Consider the following 16,333-nt stretch of genomic DNA (forward strand, 5'->3'; position numbering starts at 1 on the left):
CCCGCAGCCGATTCCCCTCTCGGGGTAGAGGCCAGGCAAGATGGGTGCGTGACCCTCATCGATCAGCTGCCGCCGACCGCCGACCCCGACGCCCTGTACGAAGCCTTCGAGTCGTGGGCGCAGGAGCGCGGCCTCACCCTCTACCCCCACCAGGAGGAGGCGCTGATCGAGGTGGTCTCCGGGGCGAACGTGATCGTCTCGACGCCGACCGGCTCGGGCAAGAGCATGATCGCCGCGGGCGCCCACTTCGCCGCGCTGGCCAGGGACGAGGTCACCTTCTACACGGCCCCGATCAAGGCCCTGGTGTCGGAGAAGTTCTTCGAACTGTGCAAGCTGTTCGGCACCGAGAACGTCGGCATGCTGACCGGCGACGCCTCCGTGAACGCCGACGCCCCCGTGATCTGCTGCACCGCCGAGGTGCTGGCGTCGATCGCGCTGCGCGACGGCAAGGACGCGGACGTCGGCCAGGTCGTCATGGACGAGTTCCACTTCTACGCCGAGGGCGACCGCGGTTGGGCCTGGCAGATTCCGCTGCTGGAACTCCCACAGGCGCAGTTCATCCTGATGTCGGCCACTTTGGGCGATATGTCGTTCTTCGAGAAGGATCTCACCCGCCGCACCGGCCGCCCCACGTCGGTGGTCCGCTCGGCGACCCGCCCGGTGCCGCTCTCCTACGACTACAAGCTCACCCCGCTCACCGAGACGCTCACCGACCTGCTGGAGTCCAGGCAGGCCCCGGTGTACATCGTGCACTTCACCCAAGCGCAGGCCGTGGAGCGGGCCCAGGCGCTGATGAGCATCAACATGTGCTCGCGCGAGGAGAAGGACCAGATCGCCGAGTTGATCGGCAACTTCCGCTTCACCACCAAGTTCGGCCGCAACCTCTCCCGTTACGTACGGCACGGGATCGGCGTCCATCACGCCGGCATGCTGCCCAAGTACCGCCGTCTGGTGGAGAAGCTCGCCCAGGCGGGCCTGCTGAAGGTCATCTGCGGCACGGACACGCTCGGTGTCGGCGTCAACGTGCCCATCCGCACGGTGCTGTTCACCGCCCTCACCAAGTACGACGGCAGCCGCGTACGCACGCTGCGCGCCCGGGAGTTCCACCAGATCGCGGGCCGGGCCGGCCGGGCCGGGTTCGACACGGCGGGGCTCGTCGTGGCGCAGGCGCCGGAGCACGTCATCGAGAACGAGAAGGCGCTGGCGAAGGCGGGCGACGACCCGAAGAAGCGGCGCAAGGTGGTGCGCAAGAAGGCGCCGGAGGGCTTTGTCGGCTGGACGGAGAACACCTTCCAGAAGCTGATCGAGTCGGAACCGGAACCGCTGACCTCGCGTTTCCGGGTGACGCACACGATGCTGCTGTCGGTGATCGCCCGCCCGGGCAACGCGTTCGGCGCGATGCGCCACCTCCTGGAGGACAACCACGAGCCGCGCAGGCAGCAGCTCCGGCACATCCGCCGGGCCATCGCGATCTACCGGTCGCTGCTCGACGGCGGGATCGTGGAGAAGCTCGACAAGCCCGACGCCGAGGGCCGTATCGTCCGCCTCACGGTCGACCTGCAGCAGGACTTCGCGCTCAACCAGCCGCTGTCCACGTTCGCGCTCGCCGCGTTCGAACTCCTCGACCCCGAGTCGCCGTCCTACGCCCTCGACATGGTCTCCGTCGTCGAGTCCACCCTGGACGACCCGCGGCAGATCCTCGTCGCCCAGCAGAACAAGGCGCGCGGCGAGGCCGTCGCCGCGATGAAGGCGGACGGTGTCGAGTACGAGGAGCGCATGGAGCGCCTCCAGGACATCACGTACCCGAAGCCCCTGGAGGAGCTGCTCTTCCACGCGTACAACACCTACCGCAAGAGCCACCCCTGGGTCGGCGACCATCCGCTGTCGCCGAAGTCGGTCATCCGGGACATGTACGAACGGGCGCTGTCCTTCACGGAGTTGGTGTCCTTCTACGAGCTGGCCCGCACCGAGGGCATCGTGCTGCGCTACCTGGCCAGCGCCTACAAGACCCTCGACCACACCATCCCGGACGACCTCAAGTCCGAGGACCTGCAGGATCTGATCGAGTGGCTCGGCGAGATGGTGCGGCAGGTGGACTCCAGCCTGCTGGACGAGTGGGAGCAGCTCGCGAACCCGGAGGAGATGACCGCCGAAGAGGCCCAGGAGAAGGCCGACGAGGTCAAGCCGGTCACCACCAACGCGCGCGCCTTCCGGGTCCTGGTCCGCAACGCCATGTTCCGCCGCGTGGAACTGGCCGCCCTCGACCAGGTCGAGGAACTCGGCGAGATGGACGCCGACTCCGGCTGGGACGCCGACGCCTGGGGCGAGGCGATGGACAAGTACTGGGACGAGTACGACGACCTCGGCACCGGCCCCGACGCCCGCGGCCCCAAGCTGCTGGTCATCAACGAGGAGCCGGAGAACGGCATCTGGCGCGTCCGCCAGATCTTCGACGACCCGAACGACGACCATGACTGGGGCATCAGCGCAGAGGTCGACCTCGCTGCCTCGGACGCCGAGGGCCGTGCGGTCGTGCGCGTCACCGACGTCGGTCAGCTGTGAACCCTTGTCGACCAGTTGTGAGCCCAGGAGAATCCCACCGATGACGACGAATCCGGCCGAGCGACTGGTCGATCTGCTCGACCTGGAGCAGATCGAGGTCAACATCTTCCGTGGCCGAAGCCCGCAGGAGTCGCTGCAGCGGGTCTTCGGCGGCCAGGTGGCGGGCCAGGCACTGGTCGCCGCCGGCCGCACCACGGACGGCGACCGCCCGGTGCACTCCCTGCACGCGTACTTCCTGCGCCCGGGCCGCCCCGGCGTACCCATCGTGTACCAGGTGGAGCGGGTCCGCGACGGCCGGTCGTTCACCACGCGCCGGGTCACGGCCGTACAGCAAGGCCGTACGATCTTCAATCTGACCGCCTCCTTTCACAAGCCTGAGGAAGGACCGTTCGAGCACCAGCTGACGCCGGCCCGTGAGGTGCCGGACCCGGAGTCGCTGCCGACGGTCTCCGAGGAGATCCGCAAGCACCTGGGCGCGCTGCCGGAGCAGTTGGAGCGGATGGCGCGCCGCCAGCCCTTCGACATCCGCTATGTCGACCGGCTGCGCTGGAACGCCGAGGACATCAAGGGGGCCGAGCCGCGCAGTGCCGTGTGGATGCGCGCGGTCGGACCGCTCGGTGACGACCCGCTGGTGCACACGTGCGCGCTGACCTACGCCAGTGACATGACCCTCCTGGACGCCGTCCGCATCCCGGTCGAACCGCTGTGGGGGCCGCGGAACTTCGACATGGCCTCGCTGGATCACGCCATGTGGTTCCACCGGCCCTTCCGCGCGGACGAGTGGTTCCTGTACGACCAGGAGTCGCCGATCGCCACCGGTGGCCGGGGCCTGGCCCGCGGACGCATCTACGACCTGCAGGGGCGTCTGCTCGTCTCGGTTGTCCAGGAGGGCCTGTTCAGGTCCCTGTAGCGGGCCGGGGGCCGGCCTGAGGCACGGTGGGTCAGATCCGCGCGGGCCGCGGGCTTCTGCGCCGCAGCCACGCGCGCAGACCGCGGTTGGTGCGCGGCCCGGCCTGCTCGGGCCGGCGGTGTCCTTGGTGGGCCGACGACGGCGCGGCCGCCGGCAACGCCGGGGTGCCGTGCCACGCGAAGGCTCGCACCACGGGCTCGTCCTCCGGCTCAGGCGCCCCCGGCAACGGTTCGCCATTCGCCCCGGACACCACCGTCACCGGCCCGGGCGGTCCGAGCAGCGGCCGCTCGGGGGCCCGGGCCACGGTCGGTTCCTCCCCGGGCTCCGACGGCGCCGGCACCGTCGGCTCCATGGGTCCTGTGACCGTGCGGGCCATGGGCGGGATGGGCCGCGCGACAGCTCGCATGGTCGGCGCGGTGCGACGGGCGGCCGGGCGCGGGGCCGGTGAGAGGGCGCGCGCCTCCGCGAGCACATGGGCCAGTTCGCTGCGGAGCCACTCGATCTCGTCCGCGTCCTGCGCGATCGTGATCCGCTCGGCGAGGTGCGCGGCAGGCGATCCCGGTGTGCCCTGACCGGGTGGCGCGGGCCGGAACCGGTTCAGACAGGCACGCTCGTACGGATCCCTGACGAGGTCGGCGATCTCGACGGGCGAGAGGAATGCTGCCACGGCGCCGGCCCGAACCCACGGCTCTTCTGCCTGCCTCAGCAGAAACCCGAGGCGGCGTCCCCGCCAGTTGCGGGCGCGCAGGTCCACCCCGGTCTCCAGCTGGCCTCGCAGGTTCTCGGGCGTACGCCCCTTGAGCAGGTGGGCGTTCTTGGCGTCCGAGGTGAAGTCCCGCAGGTCTTCGGCCAGATACAGCCAGACCACGGCTCGGTAGCGGTTGAGGTACCACTTCACCGGCACGAGCAGGCCCAGGCGGGCGAGGCGGGTGAACCGCCCGGCCGGGATCTCCATGAGCGCGGCGCCCTCGGCGGTGCCCACCACCCGCACGCGCTCATGCAGAGTGTCCGGGTAGCCCTCCTGTGCGCGAACGCGGTCGATCTCCGCGCGTTCCACCCTGCGACCTCCTCCCCCGCCCTCGTCGGGCACGGTGCGAATGTGGCCGAGGTGTACGGCGAGGTCGAACTCGCCTCGCTTGAGACCCAGTTCCCGGGCGGCGTGGCTCGGGGCGCAGGTGGCGGGCCGGGGCGGGCTGAAAGTGATTGCCGACATGGTCGTACTCCCCCGTGGAGTCGCTGGCTCACGCCTTGTGCGTTCGCCGTGCACACACCGTAGCCAATTCGGTCCAGGGCTTGTCGGCCCTGTGGACAACTCCGCGACGCGAGGAGAAATTACAGGTCAGGCGTCTGTGACGGGGGTGCGCTCCGGTTGCCTGGCGTCGACGCCGAGGTGTTCGCCGACGCGATTGACGAGCAGGGCCATCTCGTAGGCGATCTGGCCGATGTCGGCCTCAGCGCCGCTGAGCACGCACAGGCAGCTGCCGGTGCCGGCCGCGGTCACGAACAGCACCGCGTCGTCGTACTCGATCATGGTCTGGCGTACCCTGCCGGCGCCGAAGTGGCGTCCCGATCCCTTGGCCAGGCTGTGCAGCCCGGACGCAACGGCGGCCAGATGCTCGGCGTCCTCACGGCGTAGGCCCGTGCTCGCGCCCGTGACCAATCCGTCGTTCGACAGGACCAGCGCGTGCCGCACGTCGTCCACTCGCCCGGTCAGATCGTCCAGGAGCCAGCCGAGTCCCTGGTTCTGCGCCATCTCCGTCTCCCCGTGTGATGTCTCCCCCTGGCTGGAGGAACTCCCCGCCAGCCTTCCCCACGTCCGGCGTCCGGGCAAGCAGGATGGGCGCATGGCACAGAAGATGACCGACGAGGAATGGCGGGCGTTCGTCTCGCACGGCACCCGGACCGGCAAGCTGTCCACCGTTCGCGCCGATGGGAGCCCTCATGTGGCCCCGATCTGGTTTCTCCTGGACGGGGACGAACTGGTCTTCAACACGGGTAAGGACACGGTGAAGGGGCGCAATCTAGCCCGGGACGGACGGGTCGCCCTGTGTGTGGACGACGATCGGCCGCCGTTCCACTTCGTGGTGCTGAACGGCCGGGCGCGGTTGTCCGAGGACCTGGACGAGCTGCGGCATTGGGCCACCCGGATCGCCGCCCGGTACATGGGCGAAGATCGCGCCGAGGAGTACGGCGCCCGCAACGGCGTTCCGGGTGAGCTGCTGGTCAGGGTCCCGGTCGACCAGGTGGTGGCCGTGAGGGATCTGGCGGCCTGAGCGGCGGGGTCAGCCGACCGAGTCCAGGAGCCGGGCGGTGTGCATCCGCCCGGCGTACTCGACGAGCCGGATCAGGACTTCCTTGCCGGAGTCCCGGTCACGGGCGTCACACAGCACCACGGGGGTGCCGCGGTCCAGGTCGAGGGCACGTGAGACGTCGTGAGCGCCGTAGGTGCGGGCGCCCGGAAAGCAGTTGACGGCCACCACGAACGGGATGTGCCGGTGCTCGAAGTAGTCGACCGCGGGGAAGCAGTCCTCCAGGCGCCGGGTGTCCGCGAGGACGACGGCGCCGAGGGCGCCCTGGGACAACTCGTCCCAGAGGAACCAGAAGCGGTCCTGTCCCGGTGTGCCGAAGAGGTAGAGGGACAGGCCGGAGCGGATGGTGATGCGACCGAAGTCCATGGCGACGGTGGTGGTGACCTTCTGGTCCACGCCGTCGGTGTCGTCCACCAACTGCCCTGCCTCGCTGAGGAGTTCCTCGGTGCGCAACGGCCGGATCTCGCTGACGGCCCCGACCAGGGTCGTCTTGCCGACGCCGAATCCACCGGCGACCAGTATCTTCAGCGCCAGGGCGGCGTTGTCGCCGACGGCTTCGGAGTGCTCGGTGACCATGATCACTTCTCTCGGGAGGGCCGGCTGCGGTGGGCGTCCGTCTGCTGCGGGCGCGAAGGCAGCATCATGACAACGGAGCGGCACCACCGGGCTGTTGGACCGGAATGCACCTGATGTGACTGACTTGCGTCCGGTCGGGGGCGGAACGCGTACGGATCGGGACGCTGCGCGGTGTACGGCGGCTTCGGAACGTTCATCTACAGTGCTCGCAGTCCCGCGATGACCTCGCGGAGAATCCGCTCGTCGGGCAGGTGGGCCGGCGGCACGGGGCGGCTGATGACCACGCAGCCGAGTTCCAGGAGATCGCCGAGGAGCACCCGTACGACGCCGACGGGGAGGTCGGCGTCCGCCGCGAGTTCGGCGACGGACTGTGTCTCCGTGCGGCACAGTTCGATCAGGGTCCGGTGCTCGGGGCCGAGCGCGGCGTCCTCGAGCGCCGGTGCCGCGGGGTCGAGGGTGACGAGGGCGATCAGGTCGAAGCGCACCCCGGTGGGGCCCGGCTGGGTACGCCCACCCGTCATCGCGTACGGGCGCACGAGTGGTCCGGCCTCGCCGTCGTACCACTGGCTGCCCGGCTCCCACGGACCGGCGCTCTGGTTGTCGGTCATCTGTGCCGCCTGTTCCGGGTCATCCGGCTGCGGGCGGCTGCGCGGCGACCCGCGGCGGCGTGTACAGGTGCTCGCCGACCTGTTTGACCAGGCGGGCCATCTCGTAGGCGACCAACCCGATGTCGGCGGTGACGGCGGTGAGCAGGGCGAGGCAGGAACCGTCACCGGCGGCGGCCACGAAGAGGAACGCGTCGTCCATCTCGACCATGGTCTGCCGCACGCCGCCCGCTCCGAAGTGCCGTCCGGCGCCCTTGGCGAGGCTGTTGAACCCGGAGGCCACGGCGGCGAGGTGCTCGGCGTCCTCCCGCGCGAGGGCGGTGGAGGCGCCGACGGCGAGTCCGTCGTTGGAGAGCACGACGGCGTGCCGTACCTCGCTCACGCGCATCACCAGGTCGTCGAGCAACCAGTCCAGTTCGCCGGAGCGCTGGCCGGCACTCGTGTTCGGGTCCTGGATCATGCCGGGTCTCCTTCGCTGCTGTCACTGCCCGTTTCGGGTTCCGGGGCGGCACCGCGCCCGGGCTGTCTGCCGCCGCCGCGAGCCCAGCCGTCGCGGTAGGCGGCCATGCGGTCCCGTACCAGTTCGGGGGTGCGTCGTTCGTCGCTGTGCCGTGCGGTCTCGGGCGCGGGCGCTTCGGGACGCTGCCGGCGGAGCTGGGGTGCGAGGCTGGCCTGGCGCACACGGCGTGGCAGGTCGTCGCTGCTCTCGGAGTCGCTCGGCGGTCGGTGCAGCCTCAAGGTGGTGACTCCGGGAGGTGGTGTTTCGTCGCCGGTTCCGTTTGGGTCCGGCTCGTCGGCGGCACCGTGCGGGGCGGGAACGGTGGCCGCGAGGGCGGGCCGGTCCGAGCGTGCGGCCACGGCCTCCTGAATTGAACTGTCGGGGACGCGCGCGTACTCGCGTTCCGGCTCCTGCCGGGCTTGCTCACCTTGCTGGGAGGAACGTTCCACTGGGCCGCCGTGCAGCAGGGCGGTGGGCAGCAGGACGACCGCGGTGGTGCCTCCGTACGGTGAGGTCCGCAGATGTACCTTGACGTCGTGCCGGGAGGCGAGCCGGCTGACGACGAAGAGTCCGAGCCGGTCGCTGTCGAACAGGTCGAGGGCCTCGGACTGTTCGATGCGGCGATTGGCCTTCGCGAGGGTCTCGGCGCCCATGCCGAGTCCCCGGTCCTCGATCTCCAGGGCGTAGCCGTTGCCCACGGGTTCCCCGGTGACGCGTACGCGCGTGTGGGGCGGGGAGAACTGGGCGGCGTTCTCGACGAGTTCGGCGAGCAGATGGGTGAGGTCGGCGACGGCGGTGCCGATGACGTGGGCCTCGGGGAGCTGACGCACCTCCACGCGCGCGTAGTCCTCGACTTCCGACACGGCGGCCCGTACGACGTTGGTCAGGGACACCGGCATGCGCCAGGCCCGGCCGGGTGCGGCGCCGGAGAGGATGATCAGGCTCTCGGCGTGCCGCCGCATGCGCGTGGTGAGGTGGTCCAGGCGGAACAGGTCGCTCAGCTCGTTGGGGTCGTCCGAGCGGCGCTCCATGCTGTCCAGGAGGCTGAGCTGGCGGTGGACCAGGACCTGGCTGCGGCGGGCCAGGTTGACGAAGACGCCGGAGATGCCGCTGGCGAGTTCGGCGCGTTCGACGGCGGCGCGCAGGGCGGCGCGGTGGACGGTGGTCAGCGCTTCCGAGACCTGCCCCGTCTCGTCCTCGGCAGGTGGTCCGGCGGGCGCCTCCGCCTGGATGTCGATCTCCTCGCCCGCGCGCAGTCGGCGCATGGCTTCGGGGAGTTTGCGGCGGGCGATCTCCAGGGCGTCGTTGCGCAGGCTCACGAGCTCGACCACGAGACCGCGTCCGATGCGGACCGAGATGACGAGGGAGGCGGCGACGGCGGCCAGGCCGAGGAGCACGGCGGCGCCCGCGGGGCTGAGCAGGCCGCGGGTGAACGGGTCGGCCCGGCCCGCGACGGCCCGGCCCGTGTCCGCCGCGATGCCCTGCATGCCGTCCTGCACGCGCGCGTGGGCGGCGTTCCAGGCGGTCTGCGGCGCCGCGTCGGCCGGCTTGCCGCCGGGCCCGGCAGCGATGATCTTGTCCTCGGCGGCTCCGAGAGCGGTGTAGGTGTCGCTGCCGGCCAGTTCCTGCCAGGCGGCGCGCTGGGCGTCGGGCAGATCGGCGACCGCGGACTCGGTGAGGGTACGGCGCGCGGCGACGGCGGCGCCGAACAGCCGTAGCCGCTCGCCCTGCAGTTGACCGGCGCTCCGCACGCTGCCGAGCAGGGTGTCCTCCTGGGCCAGCGCCTCGGCGGCCCGGCTGAATTCGAGCAGCACGCGCGCGTCCGAGCCGACGTCGTCCCGCTGGATGCCGGTGAGGGCGCCGTCCACGGTGAAGGCCGCGCCGATCGTCTTCGTGTACCGGGCGTACACCGTGTCCCAGGCGGCCTTGCGGTCGAGCACGGCCGTGCGCAGGGTGCGCAGGTGCTCGGCACCGGTGACGAAGGTGCCGAGGCGCTCGGAGACACCGGCGGGCAGTTCCTGGCTGTCGGCGACGGTGTTGTCGCCGCCGAGCCGCAGCTTGGCCACCGCCCTGTCGGTGCGGGCGGCCAGGCTTCGCAGATCGGTGCCGTCGCCCGTGCCGGCCGTGGCGTAGCGCACGGCTGCGGTGCGCTCGGCCTGGAGGGCGGTGACCGCCGCGGCCACCGGGGTGCGCAGTTCGGCGTCGACCCGCTGGGACTGCCGCAGCCGGGCCACGTCCTGGGCGGTGGTGACGGTGGCGTACGCCCACAGGGCGAGCAGGGAGACGACCGGCACCATCAGCAGGCTGACCACCTTGGCGCGCACGGTGCGGGGGCGCAGATACCGGCGGTTGCCACGCGCGCGTGCCTTGGCCGGCGTGCCGAGCGGGCGGTTGGCCTCCTCGGCGGCGGGTGGTCCGGCGTGTGCGCGGCGGCCGCGCGGCGGATGCGCGGGAGTGCCGGCTTTCGGGGTGGTACGGGGTGGGCGCATGGCCTCCTCGCTCGGAACGTGGGTCGGGGCGCTCGGGCCGGGCTCCCGCTAGCGGGCGATGCTCTCGACGGGCCGCTGGGCGGAGGCGGACGCCTTTCGCTCGTCGGCCGTGGGCGAGAGGGCGACGAAGGCCGAGGTGATGAACAGGTAGGACCCGAGGCCGACGGCGAGGGGGAAGATGAACTGCATCGCCGTGGCCCCGGGCAGGGTCTCGCCGGACGGGTTCACATGCACCTTCACCGCGAACATCCCGGTGTAGTGCATGCTGCTGACGGCCGCTCCCATGACCAGGGAGGCGACGGTGACCGCGAGGGGCGACTTGATGTTGAGCCCGGCCCACAGGGCCGCGGTCGCCGCCACGACGGCGATCAGCACCGACACTCCGACGAGGCCGGGGTCGTACTTGACGCCGCCATGCAGCCGGACCGCCGCCATGCCCAGGTAGTGCATGCTCGCGACGCCCAGCCCGGTGGTGAGGCCGCCGACGAGGAGCGCCCGGGTGCGGTCGCGGCTGTAGCCGACGGCGAAGACGCCGGCGCAGACGACGACCATGGCGACGAGGAGGCTGAGGATGGTCAGCGGCACGTTGTAGCGGATGTCGGTGCCGCTGACGCGGAAGCCGAGCATGGCCACGAAATGCATGGTCCAGATGCCCGTCCCGATCGCGGAGGCCGCGGTGATGAGCCAATTGCGGCGCGAGCGGCCGGTGGTGCCGAGCGCGCGAACGGTGCAGCGCAGTCCGAGTGCGGCGCCTATGCAGGCCATGACGTACGACAGTACGGGGGTCAGCCAGCCGAAGGCGGCGTGGTCCAGGTGTCCCATGGCCAAGGGACGCTAGGGGGGCACGGTCGCACAAAGGGGGCGCATTTCGAAAGGTGTTGGAATATGACAGGCAGATGCGACGGAACGATCGGGTCCGGCCCGAACATGTGCGCCTATGTATCCCCCGCGACGGTGAGGAATCATGCGGAACATGAGCGACGACCACACACACGTGCAGGAGTTCTTCACCGCCCGCGCGGCCGACTGGGACAGCCGGTTCCCGGACGACGGTCCCGCCTACGCCGCGGCGGTAGCCGATCTCGGACTGCGGCCGGGCGACCGTGTGCTCGACGCGGGCTGCGGCACGGGGCGTGCCCTGCCGCCGCTGCGGGCCGCCGTGGGCGCGTCCGGGGTGGTGCTGGGGGCCGATCTGACGTCTGCGATGCTCCAGGCCGCGGTGCGGGCAGGCCGTGATCGGAACGCGCGCCTGCTGCGGGCGGACGTCGCCGCGCTGCCGCTGCGCTCCGGCTCGCTGGACGCCGTGTTCGCGGCCGGCCTGATCGCCCATCTGCCGCACCCGGAGCAGAACTTGCGGGAGCTGGTCCGAGTGGTGCGGCCCGGAGGCATGCTCGCGCTGTTCCATCCCATCGGTCGTGCGGCTCTGGCGGCACGTCAGGGCCGGCAGATCACCCCCGACGACCTACGCGCCGAGACCAACCTCGGTCCGCTGCTGCACCGCTCTGGATGGAACATGACGTCGTACGTCGACGAGGACGCCCGTTTCCTCGCGCTCGCGGTGCGCCGGCGCGAGGACTGAACGTCGCATCATCGAGAGCCGGGCGGGTCAGTCCGTTCCGGCGACGGCCGCCGCGAAGGCGTCGGGGTTGTCGAACATGACGTTGTGCCCGGCGCCCGGCACCGTCACCACGCGCACTCCCGCGGCTTCCAGGCTCTCCCGGCCCTCCAGTTCGCCGCTCAGCTCGCCCTGGAGATAGACCCGCTCGACGGGCAGCTTTTCCAGGATCGTACGCATCACCGGCTCCGAGCCCCGGCGGAGGCCGACGGCGCTGCGGTGCAGGGCGCGCGGGTCGGCCAGCCGCATGGTGGCCGCCCACAGCGGACCGACGGTCTGCAGCACGCGCGCGTGCTGCTCGTCGACGAAGTCGTCCTCTTCATAGGCGGCGATTCCGCTGCTGGCGGCCGTGAGCGGCGGGAAGGCGTCCAGGTTGGCCTCGGTGAGGATCAGCCGCGAGGCCAGGTCGGGCCGCCGGTGGGCCAGCACGATGGCCACGGCACCGCCCATGCTGTGCGCGATCAACTCGGCGCCGCGGACACCGGCCTGGTCGAGCGCGACCGCCACCGCGTCGGCGTGCTCCTCCAGCGTGTAGCCGAACGTCCCGGGCCGGTCGCTGAGGCCGTGTCCCGGCAGGTCCACGAACAGGCTGCGCCGGCCCGCGAGTTCGGCGCGGGCGGCGATGTGCGCGTGATAGACGGCGGACATCGACCCGAGCCCGTGCAGATACACCCGCGCGGGTTCCGTCCCCGGCGCCTCGGTCCAGCGGATCCGGCTGTCCTCACTGTCGAACACGGCCTGCTTCACGTTGCCCTCCCTGGTGTCCTCCGACGCTTCCAATATACCTCGACGTCGATGTATAACCGCATGGAAGTATCGGGTTGGCGAGGTACAGCGCCCCGGGCGAGAATGCGACCGTGCTCGAACTCGCCATCCTCGGTTTCCTCTACGACGCCCCGCTGCACGGTTACATCCTGCGCCGGCACATCGCGGCCCTCACCGGCCATGTGCGGCCCATCGCCGAGAGCACGCTGTACCCGGCGATCAAGCGGCTGGAGAAAGCGGGTCTGCTGGTCCGGGCCACCGAGCCGGGCGCCGTGGCCGCACCGCGCCACGTACTGAGGCTGACCGAGGAGGGCAGGCGTGAGCTCAGGCGCCGGCTCGCCGAGCCCGCGCAGCGCGAGATCACCGACGAGAACCAGTGGTTCACGCTGCTCGCGTTCCTGCGGCACCTGGAGGATCCCGCCGCCCAGGCGGCGGTACTGCGACGCCGGCTGGCCTTTCTGGAGGAGCCGGCGAGCTTCTTCTACGACGGCGACCGGCCGCTGCGCGCCGAGGAGCTGGACGACCCGTTCCGGCGCGGTGTCCTCACCATCGCGCGTGCCACGAGCCGCGCCGAGCTGGCCTGGCTGCGCGACACCCTCGCCTCACTCGACGACATCGGGCGCTGAGCCGTCCCGGCTCCGCACCGGGCAGCCGCGCAGCCCGGGCACCGGGCGGGTGCCCAGGTCCGCCACCCGGTAGCCGTCCGGATAGCCCTTGATCTCCCAGTTCTGCCGTGCGAAGTGCGGGGCACGGCGCGGCGGCAGCAGCCGGACGAGCCGGCCACGCGTGCGTACGGCCCGACGCACGAGAGCCGAGGTGGCCGCGCCGGGCGGGGTGTAACGGAAGGCGCGCAGCAGCGGCTCGTCGAGCAGAGCGAGCGTCGCGGTGCGCAGCAACGGTGCCAGAGGACGCGGGTACCAGGACGCCATCAGGTCGAGGGTGGCGTCCGAGACCCGCCGGGACTGCTCGTCCCAGCCGAAGTGTTCCTCCTCGTACGCGTCGAGGAGCGCCTCGAACTCCTCGTACGTCTCGGGGACAGCGGGAATTCCCAGGTGCCGGCCGAGGGTGCGGTAGTACTCGGTGGTGGCGACGATCTCGTGCCGCGACAGCCGCCGCCAGCCGTAGGCGTCGATCCAGCGCCTCGGCATCACGACGAACGTGCTCAGCACATACCGCATGTCGTCGTCGCTGATGTCGTAGCTGCGGTGCATCTGGTTGATGCGGCGGATCGCGGTACGGCCCTCCTCGGAGGCGAAACCGTGCTCGACGACGGTGTCGAGGAGCAGCGCGGTGTCGTCGTACCGCTTCTGGGTGCGCTCGGTCAGCTCCGCCGTCCGCGCGAGCAGCCGCCCGATGCTGGGCACGGCGTACGTGCGGTACAGGGCCAGCTCCAGGGCGCGGGTGTAGTCCCAGGGGAACTCGAACGCCACACTGAGCCGGTAGATCTCCAGGGCATCCGCCACGGGGTCCAGCCGCCGGATCTGCTCGAGCCGCTCGAAGCGCTTCACGACGTCGTCCCCCTTCTGCCGCGGAAAGTACAACTCTACGTTGAAGGACAGCAGATGAACGATCGACGACGACCCCGTTCGGGGGGAGGGTGGTCCGCGTGTTCGGCCAGATACGCAAGTACGCCGCCAGACTCCGCGCCTCCACGCACGCGCAGCCGGTGAGCACTCGGGAGAGACGTGCGCACAACTTGTTCGAAGCGGCGGCCACTTATGTCGTGGCGCGAGCGGAGGACGACCAGGACCGGATCGAGGAGGCGGCGGCCTGGGTGTCGCCGGAGGCACTGTCCTTCGGGGTGAGCGAACTCGCCTGCCGGGCCGTCGTCGCATTGGCCCGGGAGCGCGACGAGTCGCCCGCGGCGGTGGCCCGTGATCTCCTCGGGCTGCCCACGAGCTGAGCGGAAGCTCTCGGTCCGCCGTGGTCGTTTCGCCCCCGTCCAGGCGGAAACCTGCAGCTCCGCGTGGTGTGAGCAGTCGTGACAAGCGGCTTCCGCTCGCACTAGGGTGCGCGCCGATGGACCAACCACTGGGAGGCAGGGATGGCCGGGACCGACGATGAGGCCGTCGCCGCCGCGGACGATGCGCTGTACGTACTGACGGCGCTGCTGTTGACGCCGGCACAGTTTCCGAGCGTGCTGGGCGACGACTACCCGGAGGCGTGTGCGGCGCTGGGACTCGCGCCGCTCGCCGACGGGTACGGGCTGGTGCTGGGCCAGGACGGCGACGGTGCGCGCTGGACGGTCGTGATCGACGACGTCTCGCTGGTCGCCGTGGCGATCGCGTCCTGGGACTGCGGCATGGAGTACGAGCTGTCCCCGGACGAGCGCGCGGTCGTGGCCGCCCTGCCGGGCTGGCCGCTGGCCGTCGCCGTCGCGGCTCCCGGTGTCCCCGCGCCGCACGACCCCGATCCCGAGGTGGCGGACCGGCCCGCGCTGAGCCCGCCGGACACCAGCTCCTGGGGACCGGCCCAGCGCCGCCTGGGCGCCGACGAGATAGCCCTGCAGTGGGCCACATGGCGGGAGCAGCTCAAGGACGAGGAATTCGCCGCGCCGGGCGGGCAGGCGGAGCCGGAGGCCGAGGAGAAACCGGGCGAGCCAGAGACGGCCGAGCAGTCGTCGCCGGAGGGCGGGCAGGGCGTGCCGCGCCACCAGGGGATCAGGCGGGTGCTCGCGGAGGCACGCGCCTACGTCGAGTCACCGCCGCCGCTCGGCCGGGTCCGCTCGTCGTTCGCCCCCGGTGACGCCCGTACGTTGCGCGCCGACGGCCCTGGCTGGTCGATCGTGGCCCGCACCGACGACATCGCCTTCGTCCTGCTCGACGAGGAGCCCGGCGAGGTCCTTCCGGTGCGCCGGGGCCCCGAGCTGCCGGGCCTGCTGGAGGCACTCGACAAGATGGCCGTACGGCCCATCTGAGGCAGGGAGACGGGGCCGGCATGCGAGGCGGGGCGCCGCTCGGGCCCACCGCCTGACGCCAGGCCCCCACCGCCGCCTGCCCGCTGTTGCCGGACGCGCGTACGGTCGCCGGGGGCAAGCGGCGGCAATCTCGCCATCGTGGCCGGACGACTGCAAGCCGCCGCCACCAAGGCCAGACGGCGACCGCACCGCCTGTCCAGGAACCGGGGCCGAACTGCGACCGCGGCGCCCACCCGGAAACCCGAGGCCCAACTACGACCGCACCGCCCACGCGAGGACTCGGCGCGGCCGGAGCCGCCGCCCAGCCCGCCATGCTCAGCGACGGCCCTGCGGCCGGCGCTGAGCCCTGGTGGCCCCGCGCGGTGCGAGTGCGAGACCTCAGGGCAAGCCCCCAGCCCTGCCGCGAGCGGGCCCTGGTGCCGCCCAGAGGCCCCTCCGCCCCCGCAGTCACCTCCGCGCGCTTCCCGGCTGCGGACGCCGCCGGGAAGCGCGCGGCTCTCACGTCTCAGTAGCCGGATCCATCCGCGACGCCGGCGGTCCGGTCAGCGGCCGAGTTCCTTGCGCGTGACCCGGCGGAGCCTGCGCCGCTGTGAGGGGTCCAGCGCCAGATACGCGGCGACCGGAACCCCGACCACGATCAGGAACGCCACCCACCAGGGCAGCCAGATCAGCAGGATCAGCCCGACCGCCACACCCCCGACGGCGATCTTCGCATTGTTGGACATGAGCGTCGCCTCCTTCGCGGCCACTGCCGCTCTCTGCTCTGAGAACGGCCCCCCGCTCCCCGCGGTTCCAGAGCTCGCCCCTGAGACATCCCTGAGCCCCACCCCCTAGTGGATGAGGCTCGCCGCCCGTGCGCATCGACGCGCGGCCTCATCCGCGCCGGACGACGCCGCACCGGCACTCCACGTCCCATCCTGCTCCTGGGCGGGAGAGTTCCCCAGCATGCCGTGCCCGCGAGTGCCACGACCGTTGGCCACCACTCGAACAGATTGTGAAATGCCCGGGATCACGACGCCACTATGCCGGGGCTTCCTTCGGCGTGCTGTACCCTCGGCGACTCCAACCCCAGGTAGTCAAATTTGA

At 71.3% G+C, this 16,333-nt stretch carries 16 protein-coding genes and 1 pseudogene; 7 read left to right on the forward strand and 10 right to left on the reverse strand.

Annotated elements, in window-relative coordinates; translation table 11 throughout:
• Window positions 1-48: 48 nt before the first annotated feature.
• The gene (locus tag ACQPXS_RS09550) at window positions 49-2,562 is read left to right on the forward strand and encodes a DEAD/DEAH box helicase (protein WP_433448800.1); all 2,514 of its coding nucleotides are present in this window, start codon (window positions 49-51) and stop codon (window positions 2,560-2,562) included.
• Between the two features lie 40 nt (window positions 2,563-2,602).
• Window positions 2,603-3,472 carry an acyl-CoA thioesterase gene (locus ACQPXS_RS09555; RefSeq protein WP_433448802.1) on the forward strand — a complete coding sequence of 290 codons (870 nt, stop codon included), beginning with the start codon at window positions 2,603-2,605 and terminating at the stop codon, window positions 3,470-3,472.
• Window positions 3,473-3,848: 376 nt separating this feature from the next.
• Here the strand turns inward: ACQPXS_RS09555 and ACQPXS_RS09560 are convergent.
• Window positions 3,849-4,685: pseudogene (locus ACQPXS_RS09560) on the reverse strand (DUF6397 family protein); the annotation flags it as partial.
• A 126-nt stretch (window positions 4,686-4,811) separates the two neighbouring features.
• Window positions 4,812-5,225 carry a roadblock/LC7 domain-containing protein gene (locus ACQPXS_RS09565; RefSeq protein ID WP_433448804.1) on the reverse strand — a complete coding sequence of 138 codons (414 nt, stop codon included), beginning with the start codon at window positions 5,223-5,225 and terminating at the stop codon, window positions 4,812-4,814.
• A 91-nt stretch (window positions 5,226-5,316) separates the two neighbouring features.
• Here ACQPXS_RS09565 and ACQPXS_RS09570 point away from each other — a divergent pair, with 91 nt between their 5' ends.
• Window positions 5,317-5,745, forward strand: coding sequence for a PPOX class F420-dependent oxidoreductase (locus ACQPXS_RS09570; RefSeq protein ID WP_356305721.1), 429 nt, complete (start codon window positions 5,317-5,319; stop codon window positions 5,743-5,745).
• A 9-nt stretch (window positions 5,746-5,754) separates the two neighbouring features.
• Here the strand turns inward: ACQPXS_RS09570 and ACQPXS_RS09575 are convergent, their stop codons facing one another.
• The 5 genes from ACQPXS_RS09575 to ACQPXS_RS09595 form a co-directional block, all read right to left on the reverse strand.
• Window positions 5,755-6,357, reverse strand: coding sequence for a GTP-binding protein (locus tag ACQPXS_RS09575; protein ID WP_356305719.1), 603 nt, complete (start codon window positions 6,355-6,357; stop codon window positions 5,755-5,757).
• A gap of 197 nt (window positions 6,358-6,554) precedes the next feature.
• Entirely contained in the window at window positions 6,555-6,965 is a 411-nt protein-coding gene (locus ACQPXS_RS09580; protein WP_433448806.1) for a DUF742 domain-containing protein, read from the reverse strand.
• A gap of 19 nt (window positions 6,966-6,984) precedes the next feature.
• Window positions 6,985-7,422: a roadblock/LC7 domain-containing protein gene (locus ACQPXS_RS09585; RefSeq protein WP_351804522.1), complete on the reverse strand. Its 438-nt coding sequence runs from the start codon at window positions 7,420-7,422 to the stop codon at window positions 6,985-6,987.
• Complete coding sequence (locus tag ACQPXS_RS09590; RefSeq protein ID WP_433448808.1) at window positions 7,419-9,950, reverse strand: sensor histidine kinase; 2,532 nt, start codon at window positions 9,948-9,950, stop codon at window positions 7,419-7,421. The genes ACQPXS_RS09585 and ACQPXS_RS09590 overlap by 4 nt, the downstream gene beginning before the upstream one ends.
• A gap of 48 nt (window positions 9,951-9,998) precedes the next feature.
• On the reverse strand, window positions 9,999-10,772 hold the full coding sequence (locus ACQPXS_RS09595; RefSeq protein WP_433448810.1) for an MHYT domain-containing protein: 774 nt from the start codon (window positions 10,770-10,772) through the stop codon (window positions 9,999-10,001).
• A 151-nt stretch (window positions 10,773-10,923) separates the two neighbouring features.
• Here ACQPXS_RS09595 and ACQPXS_RS09600 point away from each other — a divergent pair, with 151 nt between their 5' ends.
• Window positions 10,924-11,529, forward strand: coding sequence for a class I SAM-dependent methyltransferase (locus ACQPXS_RS09600; RefSeq protein WP_433448812.1), 606 nt, complete (start codon window positions 10,924-10,926; stop codon window positions 11,527-11,529).
• Window positions 11,530-11,556: 27 nt separating this feature from the next.
• Here ACQPXS_RS09600 and ACQPXS_RS09605 read toward each other — a convergent pair whose 3' ends face one another.
• On the reverse strand, window positions 11,557-12,312 hold the full coding sequence (locus ACQPXS_RS09605; protein WP_433448814.1) for an alpha/beta fold hydrolase: 756 nt from the start codon (window positions 12,310-12,312) through the stop codon (window positions 11,557-11,559).
• A gap of 110 nt (window positions 12,313-12,422) precedes the next feature.
• Here ACQPXS_RS09605 and ACQPXS_RS09610 point away from each other — a divergent pair, with 110 nt between their 5' ends.
• Window positions 12,423-12,956, forward strand: coding sequence for a PadR family transcriptional regulator (locus ACQPXS_RS09610; RefSeq protein ID WP_433448816.1), 534 nt, complete (start codon window positions 12,423-12,425; stop codon window positions 12,954-12,956).
• Here ACQPXS_RS09610 and ACQPXS_RS09615 read toward each other — a convergent pair.
• Window positions 12,933-13,838: an oxygenase MpaB family protein gene (locus ACQPXS_RS09615; RefSeq protein ID WP_433448818.1), complete on the reverse strand. Its 906-nt coding sequence runs from the start codon at window positions 13,836-13,838 to the stop codon at window positions 12,933-12,935. The two genes, ACQPXS_RS09610 and ACQPXS_RS09615, sit on opposite strands and share 24 nt — an antisense overlap.
• Window positions 13,839-13,936: 98 nt before the next feature.
• Between ACQPXS_RS09615 and ACQPXS_RS09620 the strand changes: the two genes are divergently transcribed.
• Together ACQPXS_RS09620 and ACQPXS_RS09625 are read left to right on the forward strand one after the other, a co-directional pair.
• Window positions 13,937-14,233 (forward strand): hypothetical protein, encoded by a 297-nt coding sequence (locus tag ACQPXS_RS09620; protein WP_433448820.1) that lies wholly within the window; start codon window positions 13,937-13,939, stop codon window positions 14,231-14,233.
• A 141-nt stretch (window positions 14,234-14,374) separates the two neighbouring features.
• Entirely contained in the window at window positions 14,375-15,247 is an 873-nt protein-coding gene (locus ACQPXS_RS09625; protein ID WP_433448822.1) for a hypothetical protein, read from the forward strand.
• Window positions 15,248-15,789: 542 nt separating this feature from the next.
• Here ACQPXS_RS09625 and ACQPXS_RS09630 read toward each other — a convergent pair.
• Window positions 15,790-15,972 carry a hypothetical protein gene (locus tag ACQPXS_RS09630; protein WP_031226809.1) on the reverse strand — a complete coding sequence of 61 codons (183 nt, stop codon included), beginning with the start codon at window positions 15,970-15,972 and terminating at the stop codon, window positions 15,790-15,792.
• Between the last annotated feature and the right edge of the window lie 361 nt (window positions 15,973-16,333).

The organism is Streptomyces sp. CA-142005 (assembly GCF_050942335.1).
In the GTDB taxonomy this organism is placed as follows: domain Bacteria; phylum Actinomycetota; class Actinomycetes; order Streptomycetales; family Streptomycetaceae; genus Streptomyces.

Bases quoted from the DNA above. Each gene is read 5' to 3' on its own strand.
- ACQPXS_RS09575 (WP_356305719.1), bottom strand. From the start codon at position 6,357: ATGGTCACCGAGCACTCCGAAGCCGTCGGCGACAACGCCGCCCTGGCG.
- ACQPXS_RS09555 (WP_433448802.1), top strand. From the start codon at position 2,603: ATGACGACGAATCCGGCCGAGCGACTGGTCGATCTGCTCGACCTGGAG.
- ACQPXS_RS09580 (WP_433448806.1), bottom strand. From the start codon at position 6,965: ATGACCGACAACCAGAGCGCCGGTCCGTGGGAGCCGGGCAGCCAGTGG.
- ACQPXS_RS09590 (WP_433448808.1), bottom strand. From the start codon at position 9,950: ATGCGCCCACCCCGTACCACCCCGAAAGCCGGCACTCCCGCGCATCCG.
- ACQPXS_RS09630 (WP_031226809.1), bottom strand. From the start codon at position 15,972: ATGTCCAACAATGCGAAGATCGCCGTCGGGGGTGTGGCGGTCGGGCTG.
- ACQPXS_RS09565 (WP_433448804.1), bottom strand. From the start codon at position 5,225: ATGGCGCAGAACCAGGGACTCGGCTGGCTCCTGGACGATCTGACCGGG.
- ACQPXS_RS09600 (WP_433448812.1), top strand. From the start codon at position 10,924: ATGAGCGACGACCACACACACGTGCAGGAGTTCTTCACCGCCCGCGCG.
- ACQPXS_RS09595 (WP_433448810.1), bottom strand. From the start codon at position 10,772: ATGGGACACCTGGACCACGCCGCCTTCGGCTGGCTGACCCCCGTACTG.
- ACQPXS_RS09570 (WP_356305721.1), top strand. From the start codon at position 5,317: ATGGCACAGAAGATGACCGACGAGGAATGGCGGGCGTTCGTCTCGCAC.
- ACQPXS_RS09585 (WP_351804522.1), bottom strand. From the start codon at position 7,422: ATGATCCAGGACCCGAACACGAGTGCCGGCCAGCGCTCCGGCGAACTG.
- ACQPXS_RS09625 (WP_433448822.1), top strand. From the start codon at position 14,375: ATGGCCGGGACCGACGATGAGGCCGTCGCCGCCGCGGACGATGCGCTG.